Source organism: Streptomyces griseus subsp. griseus (genome assembly GCF_000720255.1).
GTDB lineage: Bacteria > Actinomycetota > Actinomycetes > Streptomycetales > Streptomycetaceae > Streptomyces > Streptomyces griseus_I.
This window is the reverse complement of sequence record NZ_JOJE01000018.1, coordinates 16479-31819: the sequence shown is the minus strand read 5'-3', so window position 1 is coordinate 31819 and position 15341 is coordinate 16479. Positions and strand designations below refer to the sequence as shown.

General features: G+C 69.2%; 13 protein-coding genes. 4 read left to right on the top strand and 9 right to left on the bottom strand.

Features of this window, described 5'->3' with window-relative positions; genetic code table 11:
* Positions 1 to 212 precede the first annotated feature (212 nt).
* From galK to galT, 3 genes are read right to left on the bottom strand one after another with little or no spacing between them, the layout of a single operon-like run.
* Positions 213 to 1370: a galactokinase gene (gene galK / locus IG99_RS24080; protein ID WP_037677023.1), complete on the bottom strand. Its 1158-nt coding sequence runs from the start codon at positions 1368 to 1370 to the stop codon at positions 213 to 215.
* The gene (galE, locus tag IG99_RS24075; protein ID WP_037677022.1) at positions 1370 to 2338 is read right to left on the bottom strand and encodes a UDP-glucose 4-epimerase GalE; all 969 of its coding nucleotides are present in this window, start codon (positions 2336 to 2338) and stop codon (positions 1370 to 1372) included. Before galE ends, galK begins: the two co-directional genes overlap by 1 nt.
* Entirely contained in the window at positions 2335 to 3396 is a 1062-nt protein-coding gene (gene galT, locus IG99_RS24070) for a galactose-1-phosphate uridylyltransferase (protein WP_037677020.1), read from the bottom strand. The genes galE and galT overlap by 4 nt, the downstream gene beginning before the upstream one ends.
* Before the next feature lie 131 nt (positions 3397 to 3527).
* On the opposite strand from galT, the gene IG99_RS24065 reads away from it, so the two are divergent.
* Both IG99_RS24065 and IG99_RS24060 read left to right on the top strand, forming a co-directional pair.
* On the top strand, positions 3528 to 5243 hold the full coding sequence (locus IG99_RS24065) for a sodium:solute symporter family protein (RefSeq protein ID WP_037677019.1): 1716 nt from the start codon (positions 3528 to 3530) through the stop codon (positions 5241 to 5243).
* 36 nt (positions 5244 to 5279) lie between these two features.
* Positions 5280 to 5648 (top strand): hypothetical protein, encoded by a 369-nt coding sequence (locus IG99_RS24060; protein ID WP_037677016.1) that lies wholly within the window; start codon positions 5280 to 5282, stop codon positions 5646 to 5648.
* A 251-nt stretch (positions 5649 to 5899) separates the two neighbouring features.
* On the opposite strand, the gene IG99_RS24055 is transcribed toward IG99_RS24060, so the two are convergent.
* Entirely contained in the window at positions 5900 to 6814 is a 915-nt protein-coding gene (locus tag IG99_RS24055; protein ID WP_037677014.1) for a hypothetical protein, read from the bottom strand.
* A 33-nt stretch (positions 6815 to 6847) separates the two neighbouring features.
* Positions 6848 to 7249, bottom strand: a complete 402-nt coding sequence (locus IG99_RS24050; protein ID WP_037677012.1) for an ATP-binding protein — start codon at positions 7247 to 7249, stop codon at positions 6848 to 6850.
* 182 nt (positions 7250 to 7431) lie between these two features.
* Between IG99_RS24050 and IG99_RS24045 the strand changes: the two genes are divergently transcribed.
* On the top strand, positions 7432 to 8283 hold the full coding sequence (locus IG99_RS24045; protein ID WP_037677010.1) for a helix-turn-helix domain-containing protein: 852 nt from the start codon (positions 7432 to 7434) through the stop codon (positions 8281 to 8283).
* Between the two features lie 7 nt (positions 8284 to 8290).
* On the top strand, positions 8291 to 8479 hold the full coding sequence (locus tag IG99_RS24040; protein WP_037677007.1) for a DUF397 domain-containing protein: 189 nt from the start codon (positions 8291 to 8293) through the stop codon (positions 8477 to 8479).
* Positions 8480 to 8498: 19 nt separating this feature from the next.
* Here IG99_RS24040 and IG99_RS24035 read toward each other — a convergent pair whose 3' ends face one another.
* The 4 genes from IG99_RS24035 to IG99_RS24020 form a co-directional block, all read right to left on the bottom strand.
* The gene (locus IG99_RS24035) at positions 8499 to 9188 is read right to left on the bottom strand and encodes a helix-turn-helix transcriptional regulator (protein WP_078947869.1); all 690 of its coding nucleotides are present in this window, start codon (positions 9186 to 9188) and stop codon (positions 8499 to 8501) included.
* Positions 9189 to 9455: 267 nt separating this feature from the next.
* Positions 9456 to 11315, bottom strand: a complete 1860-nt coding sequence (locus IG99_RS24030; RefSeq protein ID WP_037677005.1) for an outer membrane protein assembly factor BamB family protein — start codon at positions 11313 to 11315, stop codon at positions 9456 to 9458.
* 64 nt (positions 11316 to 11379) lie between these two features.
* Positions 11380 to 13260 (bottom strand): outer membrane protein assembly factor BamB family protein, encoded by a 1881-nt coding sequence (locus tag IG99_RS24025; RefSeq protein WP_037677003.1) that lies wholly within the window; start codon positions 13258 to 13260, stop codon positions 11380 to 11382.
* A gap of 212 nt (positions 13261 to 13472) precedes the next feature.
* Positions 13473 to 15275 (bottom strand): ABC-F family ATP-binding cassette domain-containing protein, encoded by a 1803-nt coding sequence (locus IG99_RS24020; protein WP_037677001.1) that lies wholly within the window; start codon positions 15273 to 15275, stop codon positions 13473 to 13475.
* Positions 15276 to 15341: the final 66 nt, after the last annotated feature.

Below are 15341 nucleotides of genomic sequence, written 5' to 3'. Positions count from 1 at the left end.
GGGCGGCGCCACCGCGGGCAGCACCGGCCCGCACACAGCCGTTCGATGGTCTGCCCGGCGCGGCGGCGGGCGTGCGGAGCGGCGTCACGTTCGTTGAACCGGGGGATGTCGCCCGGGGCGCGACGACCTCCTCGTCCTTCAGCGGCCCCGCTCCCCCGAAAGACCGTCAGCCCCGCACGTCCGTGCGGGGCTGACGAACGTGTCGGAACCGCTCAGCTCACCCGCCGCGCCCCCGCGGAAGGCACCGCCTCGAACACGCGCGGGGCCGTGAAGCCGGCCGTGGCGAAGGCCTCCTCGACGGCCTTGGTGATGGTGTCGACGTCGGCCGCCTCGGCGAGGACGATCGCGGAGCCGCCGAAGCCGCCGCCGGTCATGCGGGCGCCGAGGGCGCCGGAGGCGAGGGCGGTGTCGACGACGAGGTCGAGCTCGGGGCAGGAGATGCGGAAGTCGTCGCGGAGGGAGGCGTGGCCCTCGGTGAGGACCTGGCCGATCGCCCTGCTGTCGCCCGCCTCAAGGAGCGTCACGACCCGTTCCACCCGCTCGTCCTCCGTCACCACGTGGCGGACCAGACGGCGGACCTCCTCCTCGTCGCCCAGGCGGGCCAGGGCCGCGTCCAGGTCGGCGTAGGGGATGTCGCGGAGGGCGTCGACACCGAGGAGGGCGGCGCCCTTCTCGCAGCCGGCGCGGCGCTTGCCGTACTCGCCGTCGCTGTGGGCGTGCTTGACCTGGGTGTCGACGACCAGCAGGCGCATGCCCTCGGCGGCCAGGTCGAAGGGGATCTGCTTCTGGGACAGGTCACGGGTGTCGAGGAACAGGGCGTGCCCGGCCTCGCAGCAGGCGGACGCGGTCTGGTCCATGATCCCGGTGGGGGCGCCTACGTAGACGTTCTCGGCGCGCTGACACAGGCGGGCCAGCTGCCAGCGCTGCAGGCCGAGGTCGTAGAGGTCGTTCAGGGCGAGCGCGATCACGACCTCGAGCGCCGCGGACGAGGACAGGCCCGCCCCGGCCGGGACCGTCGAGGTCAGGTGGACGTCCGCGCCGGTGACCGGGTGGCCCGCCTCGCGCAGGGCCCACACGACACCCGCCGGGTAGGCGGTCCAGTTCCGGTCGGACTCCGGCGCCAGCTCGTCCAGCCGCAGCTCGACCACGCCACCGTCGACGTCGGAGGAGTGCAGCCGCAGGACGCCGTCGCCGCGGCGGGAGACGGCCGCGACCGCGGTGTGCGGCAGCGCGAACGGCATCACGAAGCCGTCGTTGTAGTCGGTGTGCTCGCCGATCAGGTTGACCCGGCCCGGCGCCGACCAGACGCCCTCGGGCTCGGCTCCGTACAGCTCCACGAAGCCGGCCCGGACCTGCTGCTGTGCCGCCACTACTGCTCCCTTGCGATGTGCTGCGCGAACTCCCACGCGTCCGCGACGATACCCGCGAGGTCCGCGCGGGACGGGTTCCAGCCCAGCTTCTCGCGGGCGGTGGCGGCCGAGGCGACCAGGACCGCCGGGTCGCCGCCCCGGCGTGGGGCCGCGACCTCGGGGATCGGGTGGCCGGTGACCTGGCGGACGGTCTCGATGACCTCGCGGACGGAGAAGCCGTTGCCGTTGCCGAGGTTGCAGATGAGGTGCTCGCCGGGCTGCGCGGCCTTGAGCGCGAGCAGGTGGGCCTCGGCCAGGTCTGCGACGTGGATGTAGTCGCGTACGCAGGTGCCGTCGGGGGTCGGGTAGTCGTCGCCGTAGACGGAGATGGCGTCGCGGCGGCCCTGGGCGACCTGGAGGACGAGGGGGATGAGGTGGGACTCGGGGTCGTGGCGCTCGCCCTGCGTGCCGTAGGCGCCGGCCACGTTGAAGTAGCGCAGGGAGACCGCGCCCAGGCCGTGGGCCGCGGCCTCGCCGGTGATCATGTGGTCGACGGCGAGCTTGGAGGCGCCGTAGGGGTTGGTCGGCTTGGTCGGGGCGGTCTCCACGATGGGGACCTGCTCCGGTTCGCCGTAGGTGGCGGCCGTGGAGGAGAAGACGAGCTTGCGCACGCCGGCCTCGCGCATGGCGCCGAGGAGGGCCATCGTGCCGGCGACGTTGTTGTCCCAGTACTTCTCGGGCTTCACGACCGACTCGCCGACCTGCGAGAACGCGGCGAAGTGCAGAACCGCGTCGAAGGAGGAGTCGAGCCACTTCGCGGCGTCGCGGATGTCGCCCTCGATGAAGGAGGCACCTGCCGGGACGCCCTCGCGGAAGCCGGTGGAGAGGTTGTCGAGGACGACGACCTCGTCTCCCGCCTCCAGCAGGTGCTGGGCGACCACACTGCCGACGTACCCCGCACCGCCCGTGACCAGATACTTCCCGCTCATGAACTCGCTACCTCTCGCAGTCGCTCGGCCGCGCGCTCCGGCGGCACGTCGTTGATGAACACGTTCATGCCGGATTCGGAACCCGCGAGGAACTTCAGCTTGCCGGAAGTGCGGCGGATGGTGAAAAGCTCGAGGTGGAGCGCGAAGTCGTCGCGGTTGACGCCGTCGAACTCCTCCAACTGGCCGAACGGCGCCTGGTGCCAGGCGGCGATGTACGGCGTCGGAGGCTCACCCTCGCCGAAAATACGGTCGAAGCGCCTCAAGAGCTCCAGGTAGACCTTGGGGAACTCGGTGCGCGCCTCCTCGTCGAGGCCGAGCAGGTCGGGCACACGGCGCTTCGGGTACAGGTGCACCTCGTACGGCCAGTGCGCCGCGTATGGCACGAATGCCACCCAGTGTTCACCCTCCAGGACGACCCGCTCGTCGGCGAGTTCACGCTCCAGGACGGCGTCGAAGAGGTTCTCCCCTCCGGTGGCGTCCTTGTGGGCGGCCAGCTGGCGCAGCATCAGGGCGGTGCGGGGGGTGGTGAAGGGGTAGGCGTAGATCTGCCCGTGCGGGTGGCCCAGGGTCACGCCGATCTCGGCGCCGCGGTTCTCGAAGCAGAACACCTGTTCCACGGAGGGCAGATGCGACAGCTCGGACGTACGGTCCGTCCAGGCGTCGAGCACCAGTCGCGCCTGCTCCTCGGTGAGGTCGGCGAAGGCCGCGTTGTGGTCGGAGGTGAAGCAGACGACCTCGCAGCGGCCGGAGTCACCCGCGAGGGAGGGGAAACGGTTCTCGAAGACGACGGCGTCGTACGACGAGTCCGGGATCTCGCTGAGCCGGTCGCCCTGGGAGGGGCACAGCGGGCATTCGTCGGCCGGCGGGTGGTAGGTGCGCCCCTGCCGGTGCGAGGCGATGGCGACGGAATCGCCGAGCAGCGGGTCGCGGCGTACCTCAGACGTGGTGACGGTCCGCTCCAGGGGACGCCGGTCCACCGCGTCGCGCAGCGAGTCGTCCTTCAGGTCGAAGTAGATCAGCTCACGACCGTCGGCCAGCCGGGTCGAAGTCTTCTTCACGCCGGACTCCCCATCCCTGCACCGTTCAAGGCACTCAACTCACTCAACAGAACCGAACACATCAAACCACAAAGACCCACGCTCGTCACCATCACAATCAAACAAAGAACACCAAAAGAAGCGAGCAGTGCATGCGACCCCCCACATACCTCGCAAGCGATCTTGCGACAGAGCGCGCGCCCCTTCTCGCGGCAGAGCTGCGACTCCCTACGAACTGGCTCGACTACACGATCCTCGGGATCTACTTCGTCGTGGTCCTGGGCATCGGCTTCGCCGCCCGCCGCTCGGTGAAGACCAGCCTCGACTTCTTCCTCTCCGGCCGCTCGCTGCCCGCCTGGATCACCGGCCTGGCCTTCATCTCGGCCAACCTCGCCGCCACCGAGATCCTCGGCATGGCCGCCAACAGCGCGCAGTACGGCGCCTACACGGTCCACTGGTACTGGATCGGCGCCATCCCGGCGATGGTCTTCCTCGGCCTGGTGATGATGCCGTTCTACTACGGCAGCAAGGTCCGCTCGGTCCCCGAGTTCCTGCTGCTGCGCTTCGACAAGGCGGCCCACCTGCTGAGCTCACTGCTCTTCGCGTTCGCGGCGATCCTGATCGCGGGGGTGAACCTGTACGCGCTGGCGATCGTGGTGGAAGCCCTGCTGGGCTGGCCCCAGTGGGTCGCGATCGTCGTCGCCGGCTTCTTCGTCCTCGCGTACATCACGCTGGGCGGCCTGTCCTCGGCGATCTACAACGAGGTGCTCCAGTTCTTCGTGATCCTGGCGGCACTGATCCCGCTGTCCGTGCTCGGTCTGAAGAGGGTGAACGGCTGGGACGGCCTGTCGGACTCGTTGACGAAGACCCACGGGGACGACTTCGTCACCGCGTGGGGCGGCACCGGCATCGGCAGCGACAACCCGCTGGGCGCGAACTGGCTGACGATCGTGCTGGGCCTCGGGTTCGTTCTCTCGTTCGGCTACTGGACGACGAACTTCGCGGAGGTGCAGCGGGCGCTGTCGGCGAAGAACCTGTCGGCGGCGCAGCGGACGCCGCTGATCGCGGCGTACCCGAAGATCTTCATCGTCTTCCTGGTGATGATCCCGGGGCTGGTGGCGGCGGTGCTGGTGCCGAAGATCGGGACGTCGGGCTCGGATCTGCAGTACAACGACGCGATTCCCTATCTGATGTCGCAACTGTTGCCGAACGGGGTGCTGGGCATCGCGGTGACGGGTCTGCTGGCGGCGTTCATGGCCGGTATGGCGGCCAACGTCTCGTCCTTCAACACGGTGTTCACGACGGACATCTGGGCGAAGTACGTGGTGCGGGGCCGGGAGGACGGGTACTACGTCCGCTTCGGCCGCCTGATCACGGCGATCGGCGTCGCGGCATCGGTGGGTACGGCGTTCCTGGCGTCCTCGTTCTCGAACATCATGAGCTACCTCCAGACGCTGTTCAGCTTCTTCAACGTGCCGATGTTCGTCGTCTTCATCGTCGGCATGTTCTGGAAGCGGGCGTCGATGAAGTCGGGATTCTGGGGCCTGCTCGCGGGCACCACGGCCGCGATGATCAACTACTTCGTCCTCTACAAGCGGGACATCATCTCCATCCCCTCCGACCAGGGCGCGAACTTCGTCTCCGCGATCGCGGGCTTCGTCGCGGGCGCGGTGGTGATGGTGGCGGTGTCGCTGTTCACGGCACCGAAGCCGGAGAAGGACCTCCAGGGCCTGGTCTACGGCACCCGCTCCCCCGGCATGGCCGAGCCGCCGGCCGCGGGGGACGACGCCTGGTACCGGAAGCCGGCGCTGCTGGGGTGGGGCGCGGTGATCCTGGCGGCGGCCTGCTACATCCCGTTCTCGTTCTGAGCCCGCCGCTGAGTATCGCGGGAGGATGGAAGAACCATGGCTGAGCAATTCGAACCCGACGAGCGCGCCGAGGCGGCCGAGCGACTGCGGCGGGCGGGGTACTCCGACGCCGACGTCCAGCGGGAGGTCACCGCACTGGAGGAGAAGTCCGCGACCGCGGCCCGCATCTTCGACCTGCGCCGCATCATCGGCGGCCTGTTCGTCCTGTACGGCGTCATCCTGGTCATCACTGGCCTCACCGACAGCGACGCCGACATCGACAAGGCCCAGGGGATCAACATCAACCTCTGGACGGGGGTGGGGATGCTGGCGCTGGGGATCTTCTTCCTGGTGTGGCTGTGGCTGAGGCCTGCGGCAACGGCGGCGCCGCCGTTGCCTGTGCCGGAGGAGAAGGCTTCGGAGTAGTTCGAGCAGCGGGCCGGGGCTGGAGCCATGGGCGGGTCCAGCCCCGTCAGCCACCGACTACTCGGCGGCGAACAAGTCCTCTGGAGCGGTGACGTGATACGCACGCTCCCGCCAGACCTGGAGCTGGGCGAGGTCTTCGGTTTCCAGCAGTCCCTGCATGACGGAGGCCGGCACCTCGATCCGCCGCCAGTAGAAAAGCCGGAGAATCAAACTCGGGCAGCCGCCAAGGTGTCCGCTTGTCGCCGTGCGTGTCAGCAGCGACGTCCGGAACCTTCGTCATCGAACAGCCCCTCCGCGTTGTTCACGTCCATGGCGCGTCGAGCCCAGCGTTCGAGTAGTTGCTCGTCGGTACACGTCTCCACCCGGGAGCGAACGGCATCGGGCACCGGGATACCGCGCCATTGAAGGATGTTGAGGGTCATCTCGACACCCTTCTTGACCCGTCCTTCTTCCCGTCCTTCTTCCCGTCCCTGTTCCCGTACCTCCTCGGCGAGCGGGTGGCGCCAGAAGTACTGCATCGTCGTCACGAGGTCCCTCCACATCTGCTGGGCCTGGGGATCCGCCAGGCACGAGTCGACGAACTGCACGAAGACCGCGGCGGTGTCCGCGTCGAGGGTCTTCAGGGCGGCCACCAGGGATTCCAGTATGCCCGCGGCCTTCGGTCCGCGGCCGTGTGTCATCGCCGAGAGCACCGCGAGAGCCGGGTCGCGCACCGCCTCCCGCTCGTCCGCGATCACGGGGACGTTGTCCGGTCCGAGAACGAACGGACGCACTGTCAGCGAGGGCGCGCCCGGCACCCCGAGGTGGATGGGCCGGGCCGCCCAGCGAGCCGTGGCGCTGCTCTGGGTCACGACGATGAGCACCGGCGCGCAGCGGTACTTCTCGTAGAGGTAGCTGAGGCAGTACGGCCAGCTCCCGCGCTTGCGCTCGTCCGGCTTGCCCTGCGACTCCACGACCAGGAGGTACGGCCCCTCGTCGGTCTCGGCCCGCAGGAGTGTGTCCACCCGGCGCTCGACGGGCTCGATCTCGGTGAGGTCGACGTTCATGGCGGCGAAGTCGTGCGGCTCGGGGAAGGGGATGTGTAACACCTGCTGGAGCGCGTGGGTGAGGAGCGCGGGGTCCTTCTGGAAGATCCGGTGCAGCGCCTCGTGCGACGAGCCGACCATCGGCTCTCCTTTCTGTCCGATGTGATCAACGAGCTACGCCGTCAGCAGGTCACACCAGACCAACTTGCCCCCGCTTCCTTGGTTCGACATGGGCTGCCAGCCCCATACGTCGGCGCACGCGCGCGTGAGGGTCAGCCCCCGGCCGTTCTCGGCTTCCGTCAGCTCGTCCGGGTGGTCCGGCGGCTCCGGGGGTTCAGGGTCGGTGTCCCACGCCCCGATCTGCAGGACTCCCCCCGCCCAGCACACCCGCAGCGCCGCAGGACCCTTCGTGTGCAGTACGGCGTTGGAGACCAACTCCGATGCGATGAGCTCCGCGGTGTCGGCGAGGCGGATCAGGCCGTGCAGGGTCAGGATCAGGCGGAGGGTACGGCGGCAGACGGTGACGGCTCTGGGGTCGTTGGGGATGGAGAGGGAGTACTCCCAGGGGTCGGACATGGGTCAGCTCCGGGTGGGTCGGGGGGCGGTGGCAGTGCCGCAGCCGTCATGGCAGGACGGCGTGGTGCGCTTCCGCAGCGTGAAGGTTGCGTCACTGACAGTAGGGTAGAAATTAATACCCCCGCAACTGCCTCCCGTAATCTGTCCCTCGAACGTGGAGCCCCGGAGAGGCAGTTACTCGGATGACCATGCGGAACCAGCCCACGGCACGGCAGATGCGTCTGGGCGCCGAGCTGCGGAAACTACGGGACGCCGCCGGCAAGTCGGCCAAGGATGTGGCCGGGCTCCTCGGCATCAGCTCGGCTCACATCAGCCAGATCGAAGCGGGCAGTTCGGGGATCAGCGAGGAGCGGCTACGCAGGCTGGCAGCACACTGCGCCTGCACGGACGAGGGGTTGCTCACGGCCCTCGTGGCGATGGCAACGGACCGCACTCGGGGCTGGTGGGAGGAGTACCGGGGCGTACTACCCCAGGTGAACCTGGACGTGGCCGAGGCGGAGCACCATGCGACGCACCTGCAGGAAGTGGTCATCACCTACGTTCCCGGGCTGCTCCAGACCCCCGACTACGCCCGGGCAGTGTTCAGTTACATGCGCCCGGAACTGCCCGAGAGCGAACTCGCACCCCGGGTTGAACACAGGATGCGCCGACAATCGGCCATCGGGGGTGACCACCCGGCCCCGTACGAGACGATCGTCCACGAGTTCGCCCTGCGCGTCCGTGTGGCCGACCGACGGACGTCTCTCGCGCAACTCCGTTGCATCCTCGACCGGATCGAGCAGGGTCACCCCTCCGTACGTGTCATCCCCACAGACCAGGACGGCTTCGCCGGGGCCGACGCCTCGATGATGTACGTGGGCGGGCGGCTGCCCCAGCTCGACACCGTGCTGCGTGACGCTCCCACCGGCACCCTGTTCATCGATGCGGAAGCACAGCTGAAACGGCTCCGAACACTCTTCCGTAAGGTGGAGAAGGCGTCGTTGGACCCCAGCGCGTCACGGGATTTCATCCACCGCATGACGAAGGAGCTGTGAGCCGCTCATGAACCATGCCCTGCGCTGGCAGAAGTCCACGTTCTCCGGAGGCGGCGAGGGCAACACCTGCGTCGAACTAGCCACCTCCCCCACCGCCCTCCACCTCCGTGAAAGCGACAGCCCCGGTACGGTCCTGACCACCACGCCTGGTGCCGTCGCGAACCTCTTGGCAGGCATACGTACGGGGTCGGTCTGAGCCTCCTCCGGCGAGTGACCTACGCGTCCGGGGGCGTGCCCAGGTGGGGGGCCGCTCGGTCCAGTAGGCCTGTTCTTGCTGCCAGCGCCGCTGCCTCGAGGCGGGAGCCGACGCCCAGTTTCATGAGGACGCGTTGGACGTGGGTGCGGGCCGTGGACGGGGCGATGTTCATGCCGGCGGCGATCAGGCGGGTGTCCTCGCCTTCGGCTACTCGGACCAGGACCTCGATCTCGCGCGGGGTGAGCATCTGGAGGAGGCGTTGGCCCTCGTCGTCCGGCTGGGCCGCGGGGTTGAGCAACTCGCTGAAGGCTCCTTGGAGGAGCTGGGGGGCGACCGCCGCTTCGCCTGACCTTGCCTTCATGATCGCTCGTTCGACGGCTTCTATGCGTTCGTCGTGACGTACGTAGCCCGAGGCGCCGGCGGCGAAAGCTGCCGCGATGCCTCGGGGACTCGGTACCGGGCCGAGGACCAGGACCGCCACTTGTGGGCGCTCCCGTTTGATGCGGATCACCGGGTCGAACATCCCGGGCTCCGCCGGGGTCGCCGTGCCCAGCAGGCACACCTCCGGTGCGCGCGCGATGACCAGCTCCGCCGCCCCGGCGGCGGGCGCCGCCGCGGCCAGCACCCGGTGCCCCCTCAGCTTCAGCGCCGAGGCCAGTGCCTCGGCCAGCAGTCGGTGGTCGTCGACCACCATCAGCCGCACTCCCATCGAGCCCAAACCCCCCAGTCCCCCCAGTGGACGCCCACGTGGTCGCCCACTATGGATGCCACCGGCCCACATGGACAGAGGGTGCCCCCCGGCACCCTCGCCCTTTCATGCCCCCGGAAGCTACACGCTTGTTCGACGTTGCGCTTCCCCTACTCGTGAGAAGTGCCCCTGATCGTGGAAATACCGCTCATTCGAGGGTGATGAGCGGTAAGTGAATGACCCCGCCCCTGGGCAGGGGCGGGGTCGAGGGGAGCGAGGGCCTCTGGTTCAGCCCTTCGTGCCGAAGCCGACTGCCAGGTACTCCTTGTCCTTGCTGCTGGACGAGTCCGCGTATACCTGGGACATGAACAAGTGGCCCTGGGCGTACAGGATCTCGGAGTAGTCCGGGGACATGCTGGTCTCGATGTCCCGCACCGCCTCGGTGTCCGGGTTCTGCAGCAGCTTCGTCTGCTTGAAGGAACCGCCGGCGATGCTGACGACCTGGCCGCCCTCGTCGTAGGGCGGGCGCTTGTAGGCGATCAGGTTGGTGCCGTCCATGCGCAGCGGGGTGATCTCGAAGCCGTCCCCGGCGTCGGCGCGCTGGCCGGTCTGCTTGCCGGTGCCCAGGTCGAAGGCGACGATCTCGTTGGTCCTGCTGTACTCGCCGGTGCCGTCGTGTTCCTCGGTGGAAATGTAGAGGCGGTCGTTGCCGACGACCAGGCCCGAGCAGTACTCGATGCGGGTGATGCCGTCGCAGCGGGCCGCGTACTGGTCGCCCGGCGCCGAGATGCGGGTGCGCAGCTTGCCGGTCTTGTTGTCGATGGAGAAGAAGTCCGAGATGCCGCTGCCGTCACCGGCGCTGTCGCCGACGTCGGCGGCCACGACCAGAGGGTCGGTGGAGACGATGCTGGCGTACTCGATGCCCTTGGCAAGCTTGTACTCGGAGATCACCTTGCCGGAGACCGGGTCGATGGTCTGGATGTGCAGCTCACGCGCGTCGTAGTCGCCGCACTTGCGGACCGCGACAAGCTTGGGGCCGCCGCCGTAGCCGTCGTCATAGCAGGTGTCGGTCTGCTTCGGCTGCCACAGCACCTTGCCGGAGTCGAGGTCGAAGGCGGCGCCGCCGTCGGTGCTGCCCACGGCGACGGTCTTGCCGCTGATGGTGACGTTCTCGAAGGTGATCGGGTAGTCACCGGATTCGACGGTCTTCTCCCACAGCTTCTTGCCCCCGGCGAGGTCGATCGCCGCGACCTGGCTGCAGCCCGCGGTGTCGTTCTTGGCGGACATCTTGGGCCGGAAGACGATCGCCGTCTTGTCGTCGTCGGAGGCGAACCGACTCGCCTGGCACACCTCGCCGGGCAGCTTGATGGTCCACAGCTTGGTGCCCTTGTCGAGGTCGTAGCCGGTGACCTCGGCGAAGCCGGTCTTGACGTACGCCTTGTCGGTCAGCCAGGAGCCGTTCACCGAGGCGCTGTCGTCCTCGCCGACCTTCGGCGACGGGATCTTGAAGAGGACCTGGGCGCTGGGGTCGGCGGGAGCCTTCTCCTTGCCGCCGGAGGACGTGCCGCCGGAGCCGCCCTTGTCGTCCTTGCCGCCGGTGCCGCCGCTGGAGCCGGCGGTGTCGTCCTTCTTGGTGTCGTCACCGGAGGACGAGGCGTACCAGACGCCGCCGCCGATGATCAGTGCGATCGCCACGACCGCCGCGACGATGATGGCCACCTGCGCGTTGAACTTGCCGCCGGCGGTGGGCGCCTGCGGCTGCATCGGCATGGTGGGGTGGCCCGGGTAGCCGTAGCCGGGCTGCTGGGCGTAGCCGGGCTGCTGGCCGTAGGGGTTCGGCTGAGGGGGCTGGCCGTACGGCGGTTGCTGCTGCGTGTAGGGCTGTTGCTGCTGCGCGTACGGGTTCGGCTGCTGGCCCGGGTAGCCGTAGCCCGGCTGCGGCGGCCCGGGTGGGGCGGCCGGAGGTGTCTGGGGGGCCTGCGGGTAGCCGTAGCCCGGCTGCGGGGCGGGTGGTGTCGGTGGGCCCGGTGGGGTCTGCGGGGGCTGGGGGGCGCCGAAGCCCGGCTGCTGCGGCGGGGGGTTCTGGGGCGCGCCGAAGCCGCCCCCCTGCGGGGGCTGGTTGGGCGGTGGGGGCGGCGGCTGGGTCATGGTGTGGGTACCTCGGGGAGACGGAGCGGGAGAAGTCGGGGACTCGGCGGGGGCGTCGGCCGGCTCACTTGCCGAAGGCGAGCATCAGCTTCTCCTTCGCCTCGTCCCTGCCCGACAGCTGCGTGCTGGAGATGTAGAAGCGCCCGTCGGCCCAGTCGATGTCCCGCGAGTAGAAACTGTTCTCGATCTTGGCCGTGGCCTCCGGCAGTTGGAGCAGCTTCGTCGTCTTGTGGCTGCTGCCGATCGTCGGGATCGAGACGACCTGCCCGGCGGCGTCGTACGACGGCTCGACGTAGGCGATGAGCTTGCCGTCCTCGACCTTGACCGGGACCATCGACTCGTCGGTCGGGGACTTCACGCGCCACTTCTCCTTGCCGTCGGCGAGGTTGATGGCGACGATCTCGTTGGGTCCGCTCTTCGCCTCGGTGGGCAGGTAGAGGGTGGACGCGTCGGACGCGACGCCCTCGCAGCCGGTGAGGTTGCGCTGCAGGACGGTGAAGCCGCAGTCGGCGGCGAAGTCCTCGTCGAAGTCGACCTGGGAGCGGAAGTTGCCGTCGGACTTGAACGTGGCGATGTTCCAGGCGTTCTTGTCCTTGTTGGTGCTGTAGATGACCAGTGGGTCGACGGAGTAGGTCCGCGAGACCGTCCAGCCCTTGTCGAATTTCTGGGTCCACTTGACCTTGCCGGTCCTCGGGTCCAGCTCCTGCACCTCGTCGTGTTCGTTGGCTCCGGTGGCGTCGCAGGACGCGACGGAGATCAGCTTGGGGCCGCCCGCGAACGCGGACGGGAAGCAGGCGTCGCCGTACTTCGTCTTGTCGAACAGCTTCTTGCCGGTCTCCATGTCGAACGCCGAGCCGGACTGCGAGCGGCCCACCATCAGCGTCTTGCCGGCGATGGAGAGCTCGATGGTGAGCGCGCTGTCGAACAGTTCGCCGTCGGAGACGGTGCCGCTCCAGCCCTTCTCGCCGGTGTCGAGGTCGATCTGCTGGAGCTGGTTGCACTTGGCGCGGTCGCTGGTGCCGCTCATGGAGGCGACGACGATCTTGTTGTCGGAGGTCTGCTGCGGGGTGACCGCGCAGATCTTCTCCTTGAAGCTGATGGCGTCCCAGGTGGGCACGCCGTTACCGACGTTGTAGGCGACGAGCTGCTTGTAGGCCGCCTTCACCGCGGTCTTGTCGGTGATCCACATGCCGGGGGCGTCGGCGCCGGAGGCGGGCGCGTCGGGCGCCTCCTTGTACCAGAGCACCTTCGCCTCGCCGGCCTGCCGGTCGGCGTTGAAGTCCTCGGGGTCCTCGCGGCCGTCGCCGCTGCCGTCACCGGGGTTGACCGGACTGTCGGAGGCGGTGGGCTTGTCGTCGTCGCTCTGCTTGGCGACCGGCTTCTTCTCGCCGCCGTCGTCGTCGCCGCCCGAGACGGCCCACACGGTGCCGCCGACGACGAGCAGTGCCGCCACCGCTGCCCCGATGACCATCGCGGGCTTGCCCTTGAAGGGGTTGCGGGAACCGGAGCCGGGCGGCGGGGTGCCGGGCGCGCCGGGGAACTGGGGTTGGGGCGGGTAGCCGTAACCGGGCTGGCCGTACGGCCCTGGCTGCTGCGGCTGGCCGTAGGGGCCCGGCGTGCCGTACGGGCCCGGCTGCTGGGGCTGACCGTACGGGCCGGGCGTGCCGTAGGGGCCCGGCTGCTGCGGCTGGCCGTGGGGGCCGGGCTGCTGCGGGTAGCCGTAGGGGCCGGGCTGCTGCGGGTAGCCGTAGCCGGGCTGTTGGGCGGGCGGGCCCTGGGGCGCGGCGGGCGGCTGCCCCTGCGGGGCCGATGGTGGCTGGGCGGGCGGGCCCTGGGGTGGCGGTGGGGTTTGGGGAGCGCCGAAGCCGCCGCCCTGCTGGGGCGGTTGGTCCTGCGGTGCTCCGAAACCGCCCTGCTGGGGCGGTTGGTTGGGCGGCTGAGTCATCAGCGTGTGTCCCCCTCGCTCACTGATTTTTAGCCACGCCCTGAGGTTCGTGAAGGACTCAGAGTCGTACTCATGCAGTTACAGACGGCTCTTTCTATCACCCGGTACCGACAGCAGACCGGCCCGGATCCGCCGCTGTTCCCAAGGGCGAACCGGGCCGTGACACCCCCGTTATGCGGCTTCACGCCCCCTTCACGCGGCGTGCGCGCCGCCTACGCGTCCTCGGCGAGTTCCAGCCAGCGCAGCTCGAGTTCGTCCCGCTCACCAACCAAGTCGCGCAGTTCGGCGTCGAGTTCGGCCACCTTGGCGAAGTCGGTGGCGTTCTCGGCGATCCGCGCGTGCAGCTTGGACTCCTTCTCCGAGATCTTGTCCAACTGCCGTTCGATCCGCTGGAGTTCCTTCTTGGCGGCGCGCTGGTCGGCGGCGTTCTTCTCCGGCGCGGGCCGGGCCGCGACGGAAGCGACGGCGGCCGCGGCCTCCTCCATGCGCTGCCTGCGCTCCAGGTACTCGTCGATGCCGCGCGGCAGCATCCGCAGCGTGCCGTCACCGAGGAGGGCGTACACCTTGTCGGTGGTGCGCTCGACGAAGAACCGGTCGTGGGAGATGACGATCATCGAGCCGGGCCAGCCGTCGAGGACGTCCTCCAGCTGGGTCAGGGTCTCGATGTCGAGGTCGTTGGTGGGCTCGTCGAGGAAGAGGACGTTGGGCTCGTCCATCAGCAGCCGCAGCAGCTGGAGCCTGCGCCGCTCACCGCCGGAGAGGTCGCCGACCGGCGTCCACTGCTTCTCCTTGTTGAAGCCGAACGTCTCGCACAGCTGCCCGGCGGTCATCTCGCGCCCCTTGCCGAGGTCGACGCGCTCGCGGACCTGCTGTACGGCCTCCAGCACGCGCAGGGCCGGGTTCAGTTCGGCGACCTCCTGGGAGAGGTAGGCGAGCTTGACCGTCCTGCCGACGGCGATCCGCCCGCCGGCGGGCTGCTCCTCGCCCTCGGTGCGGGCCGCCTGGGCCATCGCCCGCAGCAGGGACGTCTTCCCGGCGCCGTTGACGCCGACCAGGCCGATGCGGTCGCCCGGACCCAGCTGCCAGGTCACGTGCTTCAGCAGCACCTTGGGGCCGGCCTGGACGGTGACGTCCTCCAGGTCCATGACGGTCTTGCCGAGCCGGGAGGAGGCGAACTTCATCAGCTCGGAGGTGTCCCGGGGCGGCGGCACGTCCGCGATGAGCTCGTTGGCGGCCTCGACGCGGAAGCGGGGCTTGGAGGTACGGGCGGGCGCGCCGCGGCGCAGCCAGGCCAGCTCCTTGCGGACCAGGTTCTGCCGCTTGACCTCCTCGGTCGCGGCGATGCGTTCGCGCTCGGCGCGGGCGAAGACGTAGTCGGAGTAGCCGCCCTCGTACTCGTGGACGGCGCCCCGCTGGACGTCCCACATGCGGGTGCAGACCTGGTCGAGGAACCAGCGGTCGTGGGTGACGCACACCAACGCGGAGCGACGCACCTGGAGGTGCCGGGCGAGCCAGGAGATGCCCTCGACGTCGAGGTGGTTGGTCGGCTCGTCGAGGACGATCAGGTCCTGCTCGTCGATGAGCAGCTTGGCGAGCGCGATACGGCGCCGCTCGCCGCCGGAGAGCGGGCCGATGACCGTGTCCAGGCCCTGCGGGAACCCGGGCAGGTCCAGGCCGCCGAACAGCCCGGTCAGTACGTCCCGGATCTTGGCGTTGCCCGCCCACTCGTGGTCGGCCATGTCCCGGATGACCTCGTGGCGGACGGTCGCCTCCGGATCGAGGGAGTCGTGCTGGGTGAGGACTCCCAGCCGCAGCCCGCCGGAGTGCGTGACCCGTCCGGTGTCCGCCTCCTCCAGCTTGGCCAGCATCCGGATCAGCGTCGTCTTTCCGTCGCCGTTGCGGCCGACGACTCCGATCCGGTCCCCCTCGGAAACGCCGAGCGAGACGCCGTCGAGCAGGGCACGGGTGCCGTACACCTTGCTGACGTTCTCGACATTGACCAGGTTGACGGCCATTTCACTCCTGCCCGGGGGGATGGATCGACCCTCCAGGGTAGTCGGGCGGAGCGGGGCGCCGGATCG